The organism is Aureimonas sp. AU4 (genome assembly GCF_001463765.1).
Classification (GTDB): domain Bacteria; phylum Pseudomonadota; class Alphaproteobacteria; order Rhizobiales; family Rhizobiaceae; genus Aureimonas.
The window spans coordinates 21,313-39,712 of record NZ_BBWK01000007.1; the positions used below are offsets into that span (position 1 = coordinate 21,313).

General features: G+C 70.5%; 16 protein-coding genes. 15 read left to right on the plus strand and 1 reads right to left on the minus strand.

The genetic code is table 11. The annotated features are described in order from the left end of the window. The first annotated feature begins 9 nt into the window (after positions 1-9). The 15 genes from murC (at position 10) to AUL35_RS03720 (ending at position 17,571) form a co-directional block, all read left to right on the plus strand. Positions 10-1,422 carry a UDP-N-acetylmuramate--L-alanine ligase gene (gene murC, locus AUL35_RS03650; protein ID WP_062012118.1) on the plus strand — a complete coding sequence of 471 codons (1,413 nt, stop codon included), beginning with the start codon at positions 10-12 and terminating at the stop codon, positions 1,420-1,422. 1 nt (position 1,423) lies between these two features. After that, entirely contained in the window at positions 1,424-2,374 is a 951-nt protein-coding gene (gene murB / locus AUL35_RS03655; RefSeq protein WP_062012120.1) for a UDP-N-acetylmuramate dehydrogenase, read from the plus strand. Further along, positions 2,371-3,288 (plus strand): cation diffusion facilitator family transporter, encoded by a 918-nt coding sequence (locus AUL35_RS03660; protein ID WP_062012122.1) that lies wholly within the window; start codon positions 2,371-2,373, stop codon positions 3,286-3,288. Before murB ends, AUL35_RS03660 begins: the two co-directional genes overlap by 4 nt. 133 nt (positions 3,289-3,421) lie before the next feature. Next, on the plus strand, positions 3,422-4,345 hold the full coding sequence (locus tag AUL35_RS03665) for a D-alanine--D-alanine ligase (RefSeq protein WP_062012124.1): 924 nt from the start codon (positions 3,422-3,424) through the stop codon (positions 4,343-4,345). After that, a complete protein-coding gene (locus AUL35_RS03670; protein ID WP_062012126.1) occupies positions 4,333-5,247 on the plus strand; it encodes a cell division protein FtsQ/DivIB in 915 nt (304 codons plus the stop codon). The genes AUL35_RS03665 and AUL35_RS03670 overlap by 13 nt, the downstream gene beginning before the upstream one ends. Beyond that, positions 5,244-6,572, plus strand: coding sequence for a cell division protein FtsA (gene ftsA, locus AUL35_RS03675; RefSeq protein ID WP_062012128.1), 1,329 nt, complete (start codon positions 5,244-5,246; stop codon positions 6,570-6,572). Before AUL35_RS03670 ends, ftsA begins: the two co-directional genes overlap by 4 nt. A gap of 119 nt (positions 6,573-6,691) precedes the next feature. Continuing rightward, positions 6,692-8,266: a cell division protein FtsZ gene (gene ftsZ, locus AUL35_RS03680; RefSeq protein WP_062012130.1), complete on the plus strand. Its 1,575-nt coding sequence runs from the start codon at positions 6,692-6,694 to the stop codon at positions 8,264-8,266. A gap of 331 nt (positions 8,267-8,597) precedes the next feature. Beyond that, positions 8,598-9,563: a UDP-3-O-acyl-N-acetylglucosamine deacetylase gene (gene lpxC, locus AUL35_RS03685; RefSeq protein ID WP_062012132.1), complete on the plus strand. Its 966-nt coding sequence runs from the start codon at positions 8,598-8,600 to the stop codon at positions 9,561-9,563. Between the two features lie 145 nt (positions 9,564-9,708). After that, the gene (locus AUL35_RS03690; RefSeq protein ID WP_062012134.1) at positions 9,709-10,650 is read left to right on the plus strand and encodes an outer membrane protein assembly factor BamD; all 942 of its coding nucleotides are present in this window, start codon (positions 9,709-9,711) and stop codon (positions 10,648-10,650) included. Positions 10,651-10,793: 143 nt separating this feature from the next. Then, a complete protein-coding gene (recN, locus tag AUL35_RS03695) occupies positions 10,794-12,464 on the plus strand; it encodes a DNA repair protein RecN (RefSeq protein WP_062012136.1) in 1,671 nt (556 codons plus the stop codon). A 39-nt stretch (positions 12,465-12,503) separates the two neighbouring features. Continuing rightward, on the plus strand, positions 12,504-15,059 hold the full coding sequence (ligA, locus tag AUL35_RS03700) for an NAD-dependent DNA ligase LigA (protein WP_062012138.1): 2,556 nt from the start codon (positions 12,504-12,506) through the stop codon (positions 15,057-15,059). Between the two features lie 29 nt (positions 15,060-15,088). Continuing rightward, complete coding sequence (locus AUL35_RS03705; RefSeq protein WP_062012140.1) at positions 15,089-15,961, plus strand: 3'-5' exonuclease; 873 nt, start codon at positions 15,089-15,091, stop codon at positions 15,959-15,961. Positions 15,962-16,034: 73 nt separating this feature from the next. After that, entirely contained in the window at positions 16,035-16,544 is a 510-nt protein-coding gene (locus AUL35_RS03710) for a YbjN domain-containing protein (RefSeq protein WP_062012142.1), read from the plus strand. 35 nt (positions 16,545-16,579) lie between these two features. After that, positions 16,580-17,269, plus strand: a complete 690-nt coding sequence (locus AUL35_RS03715; RefSeq protein WP_062012144.1) for an AzlC family ABC transporter permease — start codon at positions 16,580-16,582, stop codon at positions 17,267-17,269. Next, a complete protein-coding gene (locus tag AUL35_RS03720) occupies positions 17,266-17,571 on the plus strand; it encodes an AzlD family protein (protein WP_082666081.1) in 306 nt (101 codons plus the stop codon). The genes AUL35_RS03715 and AUL35_RS03720 overlap by 4 nt, the downstream gene beginning before the upstream one ends. 71 nt (positions 17,572-17,642) lie before the next feature. Here the strand turns inward: AUL35_RS03720 and AUL35_RS03725 are convergent. Further along, positions 17,643-18,400: TIM44-like domain-containing protein (locus AUL35_RS03725; protein WP_244493657.1), on the minus strand; the 758-nt coding region annotated here is incomplete at its 5' end.

Consider the following 18,400-nt stretch of genomic DNA (forward strand, 5'->3'; position numbering starts at 1 on the left):
TCAGTTCTCATGAAGATGCCGCCCAATATCGGCCCGGTGCATTTCATCGGCATCGGCGGCATCGGCATGAGCGGCATCGCCGAGGTTCTGGTGAACCTTGGCTACACCGTGCAGGGCTCGGATGCCTCCGAGAACGCCAACGTCCAGCGCCTGCGCGACAAGGGCGTGACGGTGCATGTCGGCCATGCCGCCGAGAACCTCGGCCGGGCCGAGGTCGTGGTGGTCTCGACCGCGATCAAGCGCTCGAACCCGGAGCTTGCCGCCGCGCGCGAGCGCCTGCTGCCGATCGTGCGCCGCGCCGAGATGCTGGCCGAGCTGATGCGCTTCCGCCAGGCGATCGCCATCGGCGGCACGCACGGCAAGACCACGACGACCTCGATGGTGGCCGCGCTCCTCGATGCGGGCGGCTTCGACCCGACCGTGGTCAACGGCGGCATCATCAACGCCTACGGCACCAACGCGCGCATGGGCGCGGGCGACTGGATGGTGGTGGAGGCCGACGAGAGCGACGGCACCTTCCTGAAGCTGCCGGCCGACGTCGCGGTGGTCACCAATATCGATCCCGAGCACCTCGACCATTACGGCACGTTCGAGAAGGTGCGCGCCGCCTTCCGCGCCTTCGTCGAGAACGTGCCCTTCTACGGCTTCGCCGTGATGTGCCTCGACCACCCCGAGGTGCAGACGCTGGTCTCCGAGATCGAGGACCGGCGCATCATCACCTATGGCGAGAACCTGCAGGCCGACGCCCGCTTCTCGAACGTCCGGGCCGAGGGCGCGCGATCCTCCTTCGACGTGACGATCCGCGACCGCGTGTCGGGCGAGACCACCAAGATCAACGGCCTGTCGCTTCCCATGCCGGGGCGCCACAACGTCTCGAACGCCACCGCCGCGATCGCGGTGGCGCACCGCATCGGCATCTCCGAGGACGGAATCCGGCGCGGCCTCGGCTCGTTCAGTGGCGTGAAGCGCCGCTTCACCCATACGGGACAAGCGCTCGGCGTCGACGTCTACGACGACTACGGCCACCATCCGGTCGAGATCCGCGCGGTGCTCTCGGCCGCGCGCTCGGCCGCCGGCGGACGCGTCATCGCCGTCGTCCAGCCCCACCGCTACACGCGCCTCCAGTCGCTCTTCTCCGACTTCGCGGCCTGCTTCAACGATGCCGACACGGTGATCCTCGCCCCGGTCTACGCCGCCGGCGAGGAGCCGATCGAGTTCGTGAACTCCGAGATGCTCGTGGAGCGCCTGAAGCTCGGCGGCCATCGCGACGCGCGCCTGATCAATGGGCCCGACGAGCTGGCCCCGCTGGTGCATCGTCTCGCGAAGTCCGGCGACATGGTCGTTTGCCTTGGCGCCGGGTCGATCACGCAGTGGGCCTACGCCTTGCCGCGCGAGCTCGATGCGCTGGGCCCGCTGAGCTGACATGGAGGCCGACCTTCTCGCCCATCTCGGCGACCCGGCGCGGGCGCTGCGCGGCAAGCTGACGCCGAACGCGGATCTCGCCAAGGTCACGTGGTTTCGCACGGGCGGGCCGGCCGATCTCCTGTTCCAGCCCGCCGACGAGGAGGACCTCGCCCGTTTCCTGGAACTTCTGCCCCCCGGCGTGCCGCTGACGGTGGTCGGCATCGGGTCGAACCTTCTGGTGCGCGACGGCGGCGTCGAGGGCGTCGTCGTGCGGCTGGCGACGAAGGGCTTCGGCGAGGTGTCGGCGCTGGGTGAGGGGCGGATCCGGGCGGGTGCCGCGGCGTCCGACAAGCGGCTGGCGGCGGTCGCGCTGGAGGCGGGGCTCGGCGGCTTCCATTTCCTGCACGGCATTCCGGGCTCGGTCGGCGGCGCCATCCGCATGAACGGCGGCGCGAACGGCGTCGAGACCTCGGACCGGCTGGTCGAGGCCCGCGCCCTCGACCGCTCGGGCGCGCTGCGCGCGCTCACCCATGCCGACATGGGCTTCACCTACCGCCATGCCGAGGCGCCCGAGGACCTGATCTTCGTCTCGGCGCTGTTCGAGGGCCCGCAGACCGATCGCGACGCGATCCGGCAGGCGATGGCCGACGTCGAGCACCACCGCGAGACGACGCAGCCCGTGCGCGAGAAGACCGGCGGCTCGACCTTCAAGAACCCGCAGGGAACGTCGGCCTGGCGCGAGGTGGATCGGGCCGGCTGCCGGGGCTTCTCGATCGGCGACGCCGAGATGTCGGCCATGCACTGCAACTTCATGATCAACCGGGGCGCGGCCACCGGCCACGATCTGGAAGCGCTCGGCGAGGAGGTGCGCCGCCGCGTCTTCGAGACGAGCGGCATCCTCCTCGAATGGGAGATCCGCCGCATCGGTCGCTTCGCAGCCGGGCAGGAGGTCCGGGGCTTCCAGCCGTGAACACGGACGAGCGCAGCGCCGCCGAGCAGCGCGTCCTGCGCCGCTCCATCGCCGCGACGATCCTGGTCGGCGCCTTCGGTGTCGTCTTCGGCATCCTGTCGGGTTCTCTCTCGATCGCCTTCGACGGCATGTTCTCGATGGTCGATGCCTCGATGACCGCGCTCGCCCTTCTCGTCGCGCGGTTGATCGCGGGCCGCCCGAGCCGCCGCTTCCAGATGGGCTTCTGGCACATCGAGCCGATGGTGCTGGCCTTCAACGGCGGTCTGCTCGCGCTCCTCTCGGTCTATGCCTTCGTGAACGCGGTCGAGGCGCTCCTGTCGGGCGGTCGCGAGCTCGTGTTCGACTGGGCGATCGGCTATGCCTCGATCGTGGTCGCCATCTGCGCGGCGATGTTCCTCTACGGGCGGCGGCGCAACCGCGAGATCAACTCTGATTTTCTGGCGCTCGACGTGAAGGGGTGGGCCATGTCCGGCCTGATCACGGCGGCGCTCCTGGCGGCCTTCGCGATCGCCGCCCTCCTGCAGGGCGGTCCGCTGGAGCCCTGGACGCCCTATGTCGACCCCGCCGTTCTCGCCGTCCTGACCTTGGTGCTGATCCCGGTGCCGCTGCGCACCGTCGTCTCGGCGCTCAAGGACATCGCCCTCGTCGCTCCGCCCGAGCTCGATCGGCGGGCCGCCGAGGTCGCCCGCGAGATCGTCGCGCGCCACGGCTTTCTAGACGCGCGCACCTATGTCGCCAAGAGCGGTCGGTCCGAGATGATCGAGATGCACTTCATCCTGCCGCCCGATCACGCCGCCCGGTCGATCCGCGACTACGATGCGATCCGCACCGAGATCGGCGCGGCGGTCGGCGGTCGGCCGGACGACCGCTGGCTGACGATCGCCTTCACCGCCGATCCGCGCTGGGCGGACTGAGCCGGGCTGGTTAACGCCCGGTTCCGCAACGCCGTTACGATTTTCTTGCCGGCCCGCGACACGGTTAACCACTGCTTAACCATCGGACCCGCATGAATGGTCTTCGCTGAACAGGAGCGGGACCGCAGGTTCGATGAGTGTGCATGTCGCAGTGCTGCTGGGCGGGTTGTCCTCGGAAAGGCCGGTGAGCCTGTCCTCGGGCAACGCCTGCGCGGACGCACTGGAGGCCGAGGGCTTCCGGGTCACCCGCGTCGACGTCGGTCGCGACATCGCGAGCGTGCTGGCCGATCTGCGGCCGGACGTCGCCTTCAACGCGCTGCACGGGCCCTTCGGCGAGGACGGTACCATCCAGGGCGTGCTGGAGTTCCTCGAGATCCCCTACACGCATTCGGGCGTGCTCGCCTCGGCGCTCGCCATGAACAAGGTCAAGGCGAAGCTGGTCGCCAAGGCCGCTGGCGTTCCCGTGCTCGACACGCGCGTCGTTCTGCGCCGCGAGGCCGCGCGCGCCCACGTCATTCCCACCCCTTACGTCGTGAAGCCCATCGCGGAAGGCTCGTCCTTCGGCGTCCTGATCGTGCGCGAGGACCAGGCGCACCCGCCACAGCAGCTCCATGCCAGCGACTGGAGCTTCGGCGAGGAGGTCATGATCGAGCGCTTCGTGCCGGGCCGCGAGCTGACCTGCGCGGTGATGGGCGACGTCGCGCTGCCGGTCTGCGAGATCACGACGGAAGGCCACGCCTTCTACGACTACGATTCCAAGTACCTGCCGGGCGGCTCGCGCCACGTCATCCCGGCCGAGATTCCGGGCTCCGTCGCCAAGCGCGTGCAGGAAGCCTCGCTCGCCGCCCACAAGGCCATCGGCTGCCGGGGCGTGACGCGCTCGGACTTCCGCTTCGACGACCGGGGCGGGGAGCGCGGCGAGCTCGTCTGGCTGGAGATCAACACCCAGCCCGGCATGACCCCGACCTCGCTCGTGCCCGATATCGCGCGCGCCAGCGGCCATTCCTTCGGTGAACTCCTGTCCTGGATGGTGAGGGACGCCTCATGCCGTCGCTGACCTCTCGCGCCTCGCTGCCCATGCCCGACTGGAGCCGCGTCAGCCCGTTCGTGCTGCAGATCCACCGCTTCGGCCGCCGCATCGTGGGCCGGATCCGCCATGCCCGGCCCGAGAACCTGCCGCGCTTCGGCGCGATCGCGGTCGGCGTGATCGGTGCGACGGGCCTCTACGGCATGCTGCTCGGCGGCCATTCCATCGCGGTGATCGACGCGATCGCCGATCCGCTCGGCCTGTCGATCGAGACGATCGACGTGCAGGGCTATGCAGAGACGAGCGAGATCGACATCCTCCAGACGCTCTGGGCGTCGGGCTCGCACTCGCTGCCCTCGCTCGACGTCGACACCGCGCGCAAGGCCATCGAAGCGATGCCCTGGGTGGAGAGCGCCACCGTCGAGAAGCAGTATCCGGGAACCGTCCGGGTGCGGCTCAACGAGCGCAAGCCCTTCGCCCTCTGGCAGCGCGAAAAGGATCTCTGGATCGTGGACCGCGACGGGCGCGAGATCGTGCCCTACGCCACCACGCGCTTCACCGAGCTGCCCTTCGTGGTGGGGCCGGGCGCCGCGCGCGAGGCGACCGACATCTTGGACAAGATGGCTCTGGTACCGGAGCTTGGCACAAGGATCAGGTCGTATGTGAGGGTGGGCGACCGCCGCTGGGACCTGCGTCTCGACAACGGCGTCGTGGTTCGCCTGCCGGAACTGGAGCCCATCGAGGCCGCCGCCCGGCTCATGCGGCTCGACCGCGAGGAGCAGCTTCTGTCGCGCGACATCGCGGCGGTGGACCTCCGGCTCGAGGACCGGATCGTGGTGAAGCTGACGCCCGCCGCCAAGGAACGGCGCGACAAGGCGCTCAAGGAGCGGGACAAGCTGGTGAAGCAGTCGAGAAAGGAGAAGCCGGCATGACGATCTTCTCCCGCAAGGGCGATGAGCTGCCGCGGCTGAAGAAGCCGTCGGATCGGCGCGTGCGCACGATCTCGGTGCTCGACATCGGCTCGTCCAAGGTCACGTGCCTGATCGCAAAGCTGAAGCCGCGCCCCGAGAGCGAGGTCCTGCCGGGCCGCACGCACGTGGTCGAGGTGGTCGGCATCGGCCACCAGCGCTCGCGCGGCGTCAAGAGCGGCGTCGTGGTGGATCTCGAAGCCGCCGAGGCCTCGATCCGGCACTGCGTCGACGCGGCCGAGCGCATGGCGGGCCTCACCATCGAGTCCCTGATCGTGTCGGTGACGGCCGGTCGCCTCAAGAGCCTGCGCGGCTCGTCGCGTCTCGCCATCGAGAGCGGCGAGGTGACGGCCGAGGATCTCGCCGAGGCACTGGCGGCCGCCGGCCGCACGCCGATGCGGGAGGGGCGCCTCGCGCTCCACCGCGTACCCTTCGACCTCAGCCTCGACGGCGAGACGGGCCTCGAGAACCCGGTCGGCATGACGGGCTCGGAACTCGGCGCGGAGCTGCACATCCTTTCCGCCGAGGAAACGCCTCTGCGCAACCTCGAGACCGCGATCAACCGGGCGCATCTGGTGGTCGAGGCCTTCGTCGCGACGCCCTACGCCAGCGGCCTGTCGACCTTGGTCGACGACGAGGCGCTGATGGGCTCGGCCTGCATCGACATGGGCGCGGGCGCGACCACGATCTCGATCTTCCAGAACGGCCACTTCGCCTATGCCGACGCCGTGGCGCTCGGCGGCCATCACATCACGATGGATCTGGCGCGCGGCCTCTCGATCCGGCCCGAGCAGGCCGAACGGCTGAAGGTCATGCACGGCAATGCCCTGCCGGGCATGGGAGCCGACAACGAGACGGTGGCCGTCGCCCCGCTCGGCGACGACAGCGGCGAGCAGCCGATCAACGTTTCGCGCAACCTTGTGGCGCGTATCATCCGTCCACGCGTCGAGGAGACGCTGGAACTCATCCGGGACCGGCTCAACGCCTCCAATCTCGGGCACGTCATCGGCAAGCGCGTCGTCCTGACCGGCGGCGCGAGCCAGCTCTCGGGCCTCAACGAGGCGGCGCGGCTCATCCTGCACCGCAACGTCCGGCTCGGCCGGCCGCTCGGCGTCGCGGGCCTTTCGGCCAGCAACAAGAGCCCTGCCTTCGCCACCGCCGTCGGCCTCCTGATCTATCCCCAGGTGGCGGCCGTCGAGCACGTTCCCGACCAGTCCCGACTGGACTTCGCCTTCGACCGGCGCACGCGCGTCGGACGCTTCGGCTCCTGGCTGCGGCGAAGTTTCTGACCCCATCGCGGCGGGTTCGCCCGCCGCCCACCCGACGCTGCGCGCCGCGCACGCGTGAACCTTAAGACCCAAGGCCGGCGCGGCGAGACGGCCGACAGCTTTTCGAGGAAACACCAGAGATGAGCATCACCTTGCAGAGGCCCGACATCACCGAGCTCAAGCCCCGCATCACGGTGTTCGGCGTGGGCGGCGGCGGCTGCAACGCCGTCAACAACATGATCAACGCCGGGCTCGAGGGCGTCGAGTTCGTGATCGCCAACACCGATGCGCAGGCGCTCCGCTCCTCGCGCGCCGAGCGCATCATCCAGATGGGCGTGGCCGTCACCGAGGGCCTGGGCGCCGGCTCGCAGCCCGAGGTCGGCCGCGCGGCCGCCGAGGAGTCGCTCGACGAGATCTGCGACCACCTGCTCGGCTCGCACATGTGCTTCGTCACCGCCGGCATGGGCGGCGGCACGGGCACGGGCGCAGCGCCCGTCGTGGCGCGCGCCGCCCGCGAGAAGGGCATCCTGACGGTCGGCGTCGTCACCAAGCCCTTCCACTTCGAGGGCCAGCGGCGCCTGCGCATCGCCGAGCAGGGCATCGAGGAGCTGCAGAAGAACGTCGACACGCTGATCGTCATCCCGAACCAGAACCTGTTCCGGATCGCGAACGACAAGACGACCTTCGCCGACGCCTTCGGCATGGCCGACCAGGTGCTCTACTCGGGCGTCGCCTGCATCACCGACCTCATGGTTAAGGAAGGCCTCATCAACCTCGACTTCGCGGACGTACGCTCCGTGATGCGCGAGATGGGCAAGGCGATGATGGGCACGGGCGAGGCGTCCGGCGAGGGCCGCGCGATGGCCGCCGCCGAGGCCGCGATCGCCAACCCGCTCCTCGACGAGACCTCGATGAAGGGCGCCAAGGGCCTCCTGATCTCGATCACGGGCGGCCGCGACCTTACCCTCTTCGAGGTGGACGAGGCGGCGACGCGCATCCGCGAGGAGGTCGACCAGGACGCCAACATCATCCTGGGCGCCACGTTCGACGAGAGCCTGGAAGGCGTGATCCGCGTGTCGGTTGTCGCCACCGGCATCGATAAGTCGGCCATGGAGGTCTACAACCGCAACACGGCGGCAGCCCCCGTGGCCGCGCAGGCGCCCCAGCCCGCGCCCGTCGCCGCCCCCGCGCCGGCTCTGCGCGCCGCAGCGCCCCAGCCGGCCGCGCAGCAGGCTCCGGTCCAGCCGTCGGCCCCCGCCTACGAGCCGGCTCCCGCCGCCGCCATGGGCGACATCGAGGACGACTTCACCGCCGCCCTCGAGGCCGAGATCGCGCAGGTCACCCCGCGCGCCCCGGCGCCTCGCCAGCCCGCGCCGCAGCCTGCCCAGGCCCGCATGCCGCGCGTCGAGGACTTCCCGCCGGTGGTCCAGGCCGAGATCGAGCGCCGCTCCGGCGGCGGCGAGGTCGCGGCCAGCGAGGGCGGCCCGATGGGTCTCCTACGCCGCCTCACGACGGGCCTGTCCCGGCGCGAGGAGGACGAGGGCATCCTGGCTGATCCGGTTCGCCCGGCCGCCCGTCCGGCCGCCCGCCAGCCCGAGCACAACCCCTATGCTCCGCGCCGACAGGCCGCCGACTCCGCCGCCCGTCCGCCGCGTGCGGCCGGCGAGGAGGACCAGCTGGAGATTCCCGCCTTCCTGCGCCGCCAGTCCAACTGATCGCGCCGGCCAGGCTGGAGCGAAGCTCTCCAGCCTTCACAAGATAGTCGCATTGCAACAGCGGCCCGCTCCTCACGGAGCGGGCCGTTTTCGTTCAAGACCCTGTAATCATTGGATTAAAGCTTTCGTTAAGTGCTCCTGCGGTAACACTGGGTAAGAAAGCGTGATTTGGACACAATCGGGGCCCGCCATAGTTTTGCATTCGAAGAAACGATCGCCTCGCGTTCCGTTCGAAGTCGAGCGGGGAGGGGATCGGACGGGAATGCTGGAACTCTGGAAGACCCTCGTGAGTCTCGAGACACCGGCCGAGTAGAGTGAAGGAACGCGCCGCGTGGTCAACCAGCAGCACACGATCGGAGCACCGGTCATCTTCAGGGGTGTCGGCGTCCACGGCGGCGCCCCCGTGGAGATGACGCTGCATCCGGCCGAGCCCGACACCGGCATCGTCTTCCACGTCTTCGAGGCCTCCGGCCTCATCCACGAGATCGCGGCCGTCTCGGCCAATGTCTTGTCGACCGACCTTTCCACGATCGTCGGCGATCGTAAAGGGGCGCACGTCGCCACGATCGAGCACATCATGGCCGCGCTCTACGCGACCGACGTCGACAACGTCATCGTCCAGATCGACGGCAACGAGGTTCCCATTCTCGGCGGCGGCTCGGCCGAGTTCGTTCGCGGCATCGAGGGCGCGGGACTCGTGATGCAGCGCGCGCGCCGCCGCTTCCTGCGCGTCCGCAAGACGGTCCGCGTCGAGCTCAACGGCGGATACGCCGAGTATCGCCCCTACGAGGGAACGCGCTTCGAGGTCGAGATCGACTTCGCCAGCCGCGCCATCGGCCGCCAGTGCTTCGCGGCGGATCTGTCGGCCACCCTGTTCCGGGACGAGCTGGCGGAAGCGCGCACCTTTGGCTTCATGAAGGACGTCGAGAAGCTCTGGGCGTCGGGCCACGCGCTCGGCTCCTCTCTCGACAACTCCGTGGTGATCGGCGACGACGAGCGCGTGATCAATCCGGCTGGCCTGCGCTTCACCGACGAGTTCGTGCGCCACAAGACGCTGGACGCTGTGGGCGACCAGGCCCTGGCCGGATCGCGGATCCTCGGCTGCTACCGCTCCTATCGCGGCGGTCACCGGCTCAACGCCATGGCGCTCGCGGCGCTGACGGCCGACCCGTCTGCCTTCGAACTGGTCGAGCTGCCCGCGCGCTGGCCCGAGACCCTGCGTCGCTCCAGCGCCCGCGCCGCCGCGGTGCCCTCGCTGGGTGCCGCCGCGCCGGCCTTCGGCCCGCAGATCCTCTGACGGCGGCGAAGCCGGAAGCGCCGTCCCCCGCGCCTTAAAAAAGGCTGGTTGAACGGTCTTGAAGCGGTGTAGGGAAGCGTTAACGGCTGCCGGGACCGGAATCGCCGTCCGCTTTCCGGGGGAAGCCTTGAGGGGAACACATCCGATGGCACACTCGCCACTGAGGGCGCGCCGTCCGGCCGCCGCGCTGGCTCTTCTGGCCGCCGTGTCGACGCTGCCGCTCGCCGGCTGCATGTCGAGCAAGGACACCGACATCGACGCGCTGGCGCTGGCCTCCCAGACCGAGCCGGCTGACGTCCTCTACAACCAGGGTCTCGCCAATCTCGAGGGCGGACGGCTGGGCGAGGCGGCCAAGAAGTTCGAGGCCATCGACAAGCAGCACCCCTATTCGGAATTCGCCCGCAAGGCGCTGATCATGCGCGCCTTCGCCTCCTATCGCTCGGGCGACTACGACGAGGCGGAAGGGTCGGCCAAGCGCTACCTCGCGCTCTACCCCGGCTCCGAGGACGCGGCCTACGCGCAGTACATCATCGGCCTGTCCTACTTCCGGCAGATGCCCGACATCACGCGCGACCAGACCGACACCGCCAAGGCCGTCCAGGCCATGCAGGAGGTCGTGGATCGCTACCCGAACTCGGAATACGCCGAGGACGCGCGCACCAAGATCCGCGTCGGCTCCGACCAGCTGGCCGGCAAGGAGATGCAGGTCGGGCGCTACTATCTGGAGCGCCGCGAGTACATCGCCGCGATCAACCGCTTCAAGAGCGTGGTCGACGTCTTTCCGAAGACGCGCCACGTGGAAGAGGCGCTGGCGCGCCTGACCGAGGCCTACTACGCGATGGGCCTCACGCAGGAGGCCCAGGCCGCGGCCTCCGTGCTCGGGCAGAACTTCCCCGACTCGCCCTGGTACAAGGACTCCTACGCCCTTCTCCAAACGCAGGGGCTGCAGCCCAGTGCCGGTCGCGGCGGCGGGGCCGGATCCTGGTTCTCCAACGCCGCGCGCCGCCTGACGGGCGCGAGCGACCCGGTGACCACCGCCGACACCGCGCCCAGCGCTCTCGAGTCGCGCCCGCCGCGCGGCGCCTGAGCGACACGCGCGTTCTTTTTCGAAGGGCCGGCCCTCGCGCCGGCCCTTTGCATGTCCGGCGCCCTTTCGGCGACCCGATCCGCGGCCTATCTCTGCGCTTCGCCGTTGATGTTTCGTTCCACCCGGTCTAGCGCTGTTCCGGCATGCTTGTTCACCTTTCGATCCGCGACATCGTCCTTATCGACCGGCTCGACCTCACCCTGAACGAGGGGTTGTCGGTGCTGACCGGCGAGACGGGAGCCGGCAAGTCCATCCTGCTCGACGCGCTTTCGCTGGCGCTGGGCGGGCGCGGCGACGGCGGGCTGGTGCGCCATGGCGCGCGGCAGGGCGAGGTGACGGCGGTCTTCGACCTGCCGGCCGAGCACGCCGCCCGAAAGCTCCTGACCCTGAACGGCTTCGAGGACGACGGCGACCTGATCCTGCGCCGCGTGCAGAGCGCCGACGGGCGCACGCGCGTCTTCGTCAACGACCGTCCGGCCTCGGTCGCTCTCATGCGCGAGATCGGCACCAACCTCGTGGAGATCCACGGCCAGCACGACGACCGGGCGCTGGTCGATCCGCAGGCTCATCGCCAGCTTCTCGACGCCTATGCGGGCCTGTCGGGCGAGGCGCTGGCGGTCGCGGAAAGCTTCATGGCCTGGCGGCGCCTCGAGGGCGACCTTGCCAAGCTGCGCGCCCGCGTCGAGGCCGCCGCGCGCGAGGCCGACTACCTGCGCGCCAGCGCCGAGGAGCTGACCGCGCTCAGCCCGCAGGAGGGCGAGGAGGAGGAGCTGGCCGAGAGCCGGCAGCGCATGATGCGCTCCGAGAAGATCGCGAGCGACGTCAACGACGCCAACGAGGAACTGAGCGGCCCGGCCTCGCCGATCCCGGGTCTGGCCAGCCTCCTGCGCCGGCTCGACCGCAAGCGCGACGAGCTGCCGGGGCTTCTCGACGAGCCGCTCGCTCGCCTCGACAGCGCGCTCGACGCCCTGTCGGAGGCGCAGACCGGGCTGGAGAAGGCGCTGCGCGCGCTGGAGTTCGACCCGCGCGCGCTGGAGACCTGCGAGGAGCGCCTCTTCGCCCTGCGCGCCGCGAGCCGGAAATACGCCGTTCCCGTCACCGACCTGCCGGCGCTCGCCGTGCGCATGACCGCCGACCTCGCCGATCTCGATGCCGGCGAGGAGCGCCTGGCCAAGCTGACGGCCGAGGTCACCGCCGCGCGCGACGCCTTCGACGCCCTGGCCTTGTCGCTCTCGGCCAAGCGCCATGCCGCCTCGGGTCAGCTGGCGGCTGCCGTGATGGCCGAGCTGCCCGACATGAAGCTCGAGCGCGCCGCCTTCATCGTCGAGATGACGAGCGATCCCGAGACGCGCACGGCGGCCGGCATCGACACCGCCGAGTTCTTCGTGCGCACCAATCCCGGCACGCGGGCCGGACCGATGATGAAGGTCGCGTCGGGCGGCGAGCTGTCGCGCTTCCTGCTGGCGCTGAAGGTGGCGCTCGCCGACAAGGGCTCGGCGCCGACGCTCGTCTTCGACGAGATCGACACGGGCGTCGGCGGCGCCGTGGCGGACGCGATCGGGCGCCGGCTCGCGCGGCTTGCGGGGCGTGTCCAGGTTCTCTCCGTCACGCACGCGCCCCAGGTCGCCGCCCGCGCGACGACCCATCTCCTGATCTCCAAGGCGGAAGTGCAGCCGGGCGAGGAGCGCGTGGCGACCCGCGTCGCGACCATCGACATTTCCGCCCGCCGCGAGGAGATCGCCCGCATGCTCGCGGGCGAGAGCATCACCGACGAGGCCCGCGCCGCCGCCGCGCGCCTCATCGGCGCCGCCTGAACCCGAGCCCCTTCGCCGACCTCACCCGAGACGAACGCCATGCCCGATGCTTCCGCCGTCGACGCCTTGACCGAGACCGAGGCCGCCGGCGAGCTGGAGCGCCTCGCGCGCGAAATCGCCGAGCACGACCGGCGCTACCACGAGAGGGACGCGCCGACGATCTCGGACGCGGACTACGACGCCCTGCGGCGGCGCAACGCCGAGATCGAGCGGCGCTTTCCGCAGCTCGTCCGGACCGACTCGCCCTCGGCGCGCGTCGGCTCGGCCCCGTCCTCGCGCTTTGCAAAGATCACCCATGCGCTGCCGATGCTGTCGCTCGACAACGCCTTTTCCGACGAGGACGTCGCCGACTTCGCGCGCCGAGTGCGGCGCTTCCTGGGCCTCGGGCCGGACGATACGCTGGCGATCACCGCCGAGCCCAAGATCGACGGCCTCTCCCTGTCGCTGCGCTACGAGGACGGGCATCTCGTCTCGGCCGCAACGCGCGGCGACGGCGCGGTGGGCGAGGACGTGACGCGCAACGCGCTCACAATTCCCGATATTCCGCATCGCCTCTCGGGTTTCCGTCCGGCGGTCTTCGAGGTGCGCGGCGAGGTCTACATGCGCCACGACGACTTCGCCGCGCTGAACCGGCGCCTGGCGACGGCCGGCGCGCTCGGCGCGACCGAAGGCGAGGACGGAGAGGGCGAGGAGGCCGCGCCCGCTGCCGCCGGCGCGAAGGTCCGCCAGTTCGCCAACCCACGCAACGCCGCCGCCGGGTCGCTGCGCCAGAAGGACCCGGAGGTCACCCGCTCGCGCCCCTTGCGCTTCTTCGCCTATGCCTGGGGCGAGGCGAGCGAGGTGCCCGGCACGACCCAGACCGAGGTGGTCGAGGCGCTCGGCCGCATGGGGTTCGCGACCAACCTCCAGCCGCCGGAGGGGGGAGGCGAGCCGCTCATGCAGCGTCTGACGGGCGTCGAGGGACTGCTCGAGCACTACCGGATGATCGAGGCGCGCCGCGCCTCGCTCGGCTACGACATCGACGGCGTCGTCTACAAGGTCGACGACCTCGACCAGCAGCGCGAGCTCGGCTTCGTGTCGCGCGCGCCGCGCTGGGCGATCGCACACAAGTTCTCGGCCGAGCGCGCCTCCACGGTGGTCGAGGAGATCGTCATCAACGTCGGGCGTACCGGCAAGCTCGCCCCGCTCGCCAAGCTGCGCCCGGTGACGGTGGGCGGCGTCGTGGTTTCCAACGCCACGCTCCACAACGAGGACTACATCGCCGGCCGCGACGCCGACGGCGGGCCGATCCGGGGCGGGCGCGACATCCGCGTCGGCGACACGGTGGTGATCCAGCGCGCGGGCGACGTGATCCCGCAGGTGCTGGACGTCGAGATCGACAAGCGTCCGGCGGGCGCGGAGCCGTTCCGCTATCCCGACCATTGCCCGATCTGCGGCTCCCGCGCCGAGCGCGAGATCAACCCGCGCACCGGTCGGCTCGACTCGGTGCGCCGCTGCACGGCCGGCCTGACCTGCCCCGCGCAGGCGAAGGAGGGGCTGAAGCACTTCGTCTCGCGCAACGCCTTCGACATCGACGGGCTGGGCGAGACGTTGATCGAGGCGCTGTTCGACGCCGGCCTCGTGCATCAGCCCGCCGACATCTTCCGCCTTCAGCTGGAACCCCTGCGCGAGCTTCTGGCCGCGCGCGCCCTCCAGCAGCGCCAGGAGCGCGAGGCGGCCGAGGACGCGGCGGTTCGTGCGGCCGGCGGCGAGCCGAAGACGCGCGGCAAGCCCAAGACCTACGACTACACGAAGTCGGCGGAGAACATCCTGGCCGGCATCGCGGCGCGGCGCGAGGTGGCGCTGGAGCGCTTCATCTTCGCGCTCGGCATTCCCGAAATCGGGGAGAGCTCGTCCAAGGCGCTCGCCCGACACTTCGACGACATGCCGGCGCTGATGCGGGGCATGGAACAGGCGGAAAGGGAGCAGCCCGGCGAGGACTGGGCCGAGCTCAGCGCCCTTCAGTCGATCGGTGGCGGCACGTTCGAGCGCCTGATGGCGGTCGCGCCGGAGCGTCTCGCCGACCCCGAATGGGATCCCTATCGAGACGCGGATCTGGCGTTGCGTTCCAACCAGCGCGTGATCCTGCGCGGTCGCTACGGCGAGGGCGACGCGCCGCTGCGCGAGGCGCTGGCCCGCGCGAGGGAGGGGGCGCCGGGCGCCCTGTTCCTCGACCTCACGCGCGACACCGATATCGGGACCGTCGCGACGCTCTCGCTTCTCCACTTCTTCGGCGAGGCGCACAACCGCGCGGCCGTCGAGGCACTGATCGGCGAGGGTGTGACGACCACCAACGCGCGCGCCGCCCCGCCGCCGTCCGACTCGCCCTTCCGGGGCAAGACCGTGGTCTTCACTGGCACGCTGGAGCGCATGACGCGCTCCGAGGCGAAGAGCCGCGCCGAGGCGCTGGGCGCCAAGGTTTCGGGATCGGTCAGCAAGAAGACCGACCTCGTAGTGGCTGGGCCGGGCGCGGGATCGAAGCTCGACGAGGCGAAACGCCACGGCGTGCGGGTCGTGACGGAAGCGGAATGGCTGGACATGGCCGGAGCGGAGTGATTCTCTCCGGCCTTGCCGAAAGGACCCTGATGACCGTCGTCGCCATCGACTTCGAAACCGCGAACAGCGATCCCGCCAGCCCCTGCGCCCTCGGCCTCGCCTTCGTGGAAGGGGCGGAGATCACGCGCCGCCTCTATACGCTGGTGCGCCCGCCCGAGCTCGCCTTCGATCCCGGCAACATCCGCATCCACGGCATCCGTTCGCAGGACGTGGTGGACGCGCCGGAATTTCCCGAGATCTGGCGCGAGATCGCGCCCGAGCTGTCCGGCGCGCTGCTGGTGGCCCACAACGCCTCGTTCGACATGCGCGTTCTCGGCGCGACGCTCGGGCACTACGGTCTCGCCATTCCGCCGATGCGCTCCTTCTGCACGGTGTCCATGTCTCGCCGGCTCTGGCCCGAGATGGCGAGCCGCAAGCTGTCCGCGCTCGCCCGCCACTTCAAGATCGGCTTCACCCATCACCATGCCGGCGAGGATGCCTTCGCCTGCGCGGCGATCGCGCTGGAGGGCGCGCGCGAGGCGGGCCTCAACACCGTCGAGGACCTAGCCGAGGAGATGGGGCTCGTGCGGCCCGTCGCAGCGCGGCCGGCCCGGGCGAGCGGGGGCATCGCGGCCCGCGCCATGCGGGCGCGCACGGTGCGCGCCTCGGCCTCGGAGGGAACGCTGCGCTTCCTGATGCGCGGCTCCAAGGGCACGCCCTACGACATGGCGCTGCGCGCCTCCTCGCGCGCGGCGCCCGTTCTGCAGTGCTCCTGCCCGGGATCGCGCTTCCGGCCCGACTGCCGGCACATCCGCATGGTGATGGCGGGCGACTATTCCGAACTGATGGCGCGCAGCGAGGAGGAGCGTCAGGCGCTGTCGCAGCTCCTTTCGGCCGCGTTCCGTGCGCAGGTTGCGGCCTGAAGTCCGTTTCCACGCGCAGCGCGCCTGTGTAAGAGAACCCCCGACCTTCACCTGCCGCGACGGGAGTTCTGGCATGGCCTTCTCGATGTGCCGCTGGCTGCCGCTCGCCGCGATCCTGGCGACGGCGCCCGCCCTTGCCGCCGCGCCCGCCCTCGTCGACGGCACCGATCCGGCGGTGGTCATGGAACTGATGCGCGGCTACGGCTCGGCGCGGCCCGACAAGGGGCAGGACGGCAACCCGATGATCCGTGGCCGGATCAACGGCAACGGCTTCAGCGCCTTCTTCTACGACTGCGACGCTGACGGCGCGAACTGCGGCTCGATCGGCCTGTCCGCCTATTTCGACCGCGCCGACGTGCCGGCAGACGCGATCAACGCGTGGAACCGGGCCAACCGCTTCGGCCGGGTGTACCTGCGCGACGACGGCAAGCCGGTGATCGAGATGGATGTCGAACTGACGGGCGGCATCACGGCCGACAACTTCGAGGCCTCGATGGACCGCTGGTCGGCGATCCTGCAGGACTTCGACGACAATGTCGTCAATGCCGAGCGCGAGCCCGAGGCGCAGGTGACGACGCCCTGACGGGACGCGTCGCCGCCCAAGCCAGACTGCATGCCATGAACCGTTCCGACGCCACGCTCGCGGCGCGCCACTGCCTGCCGCTTCTCGTCGCCCTCGTGCCCTTCGGCTTCGTCTACGGCGCGATCGCCGTCGACGGCGGCCTTTCGCTCGGGCAGACGCTCGGCTTCTCGCTCGCGACCTATGCGGGGGCGAGCCAGTTCCTCGCCGTCCAGATGATCGGGCTCGGCTCGCCGCTCTGGGCGATCCTCCTTGCCGTTCTCGCGGTGAACGCCCGCCATCTTCTCTACTCGGCCTCGATCGGTCGCCATCTCGGCGCCTTTTCGCCGCTGGAGCGGGCGCTGGCCTTCTTTCTTCTCGTCGATCCCGCCTTTGCCGCCGGCGAGGCGCGGGCGGCCGAGGGGCGGCTGTCGCGCAGCTACTACTTCTGCTTCGCGATCCTCCTCTACGTCGGCTGGGCGGGCGCGACGCTGATCGGCGCGCTGGCCGGCAGCCTGATCGAGGACCCGCACCGCTGGGGCCTCGACTTCGCGCTGCCGGTCTACTTCCTGGCGCAGACCATGGCGTTCCGGAAGCGCGCGCAGTTCGCGCTCACGCTGTTCGTCGGCGCGGCCACAGCGCTTCTCGCCTATGTCACGCTCGGCTCGCCCTGGCACATCACCCTGGCCGGCGTCGCGGGCATGCTGGCCGCCGCGATCCGGCGGCCGGACGGGGAGGGCGCGGCGTGACGACCTATCCGATCTGGACCCTGATCCTCGTGTCGGCCGCGCTGACCTACGCGACGCGGGTCGGCGGCTACCTCATCCTGCGCTCGATGGGCCGTGTTCCGCCCCGGCTCGACGCCGCGCTCAACGCCGTGCCGCCGGCCGTGCTCATCGCGCTCGTCGTGCCGGCGGTCGTGGAGGGCGGCATCGGCGAGCGGCTGATCCTGTTTCTCTGCCTGTTCCTGTCGCTCCGCCTGTCGCTGCTCTCGACCGTGACGGTCGGCGTCCTGCTCGTCATCGCGGCGCGGGCGGCGGGCATTCCCTGACATGGAAAAAGGGCCGCGGCAGACAGACTGCCGCGGCCCTTTTTAAGAAATGCTAGGCGCGGCTAGCGTCCTCAGGACTGGATCGCCGAGAGCCTCCAGCTGTCGCCGCGCTCGCGCACGAAGGTCCAGATCTCGGTGGATTCCACCGGTCGGTTCTCGACGCCGTCGACGATCGCGCCCGTGCGGCGGTCGCGCGTCGTCTCGCGCATGCCGTAGCGCATGGCGACCGTCGCGTACTCGCGGTTGCCCTCGCGCCAGCTCTCGGCGACGTCGCCCTGCAGGAGCGTTACGTCGCTCGCCTCGGTGCGAACGCCGCGCGCCTCGTTCTGCGCCATCTCCTCGGCAAGGTAGCTCGCGACCTCGGGCGTCGCGATCCGGTCGAGCGCGGCGTGGTCCTCGCGGCTGAACGCGGCCTGAAGCGCGACGAGACGCTGCTCGAACACATCGAGGTCGGCCGGCTTCACGCCGATCGCGTCGGTGCCCGGACGCCCCACCACCGCGCCACCGCCGCCACCGCCCATGCCGCGCATCGGCTGGGCGCCGCGCACGTCCTCGGCCTCGCGGCGCATCGGGTTCATGCCGGCCATGGCGGGCTGCTCGCCCTCCTTGCGGCGGCGAAAGAAGCGTACCGCGAGCATCACGACCAGCGCGATCAGGAGGCCCTGGACGAGAAGGCCGAGGAAGCCGGCGAAGCCGCCGAAGCCCGCGCCCATCAACAGGCCGAACAGGCCGCCGATCAGAAGGCCGCGCATCAGCGAGCCGCCGAGGCCCGAGCCGAAGCGGCTGGCGCGCGCGCCCGCCATGCCGGCGGCGGCGCCCGCCGCCGGGG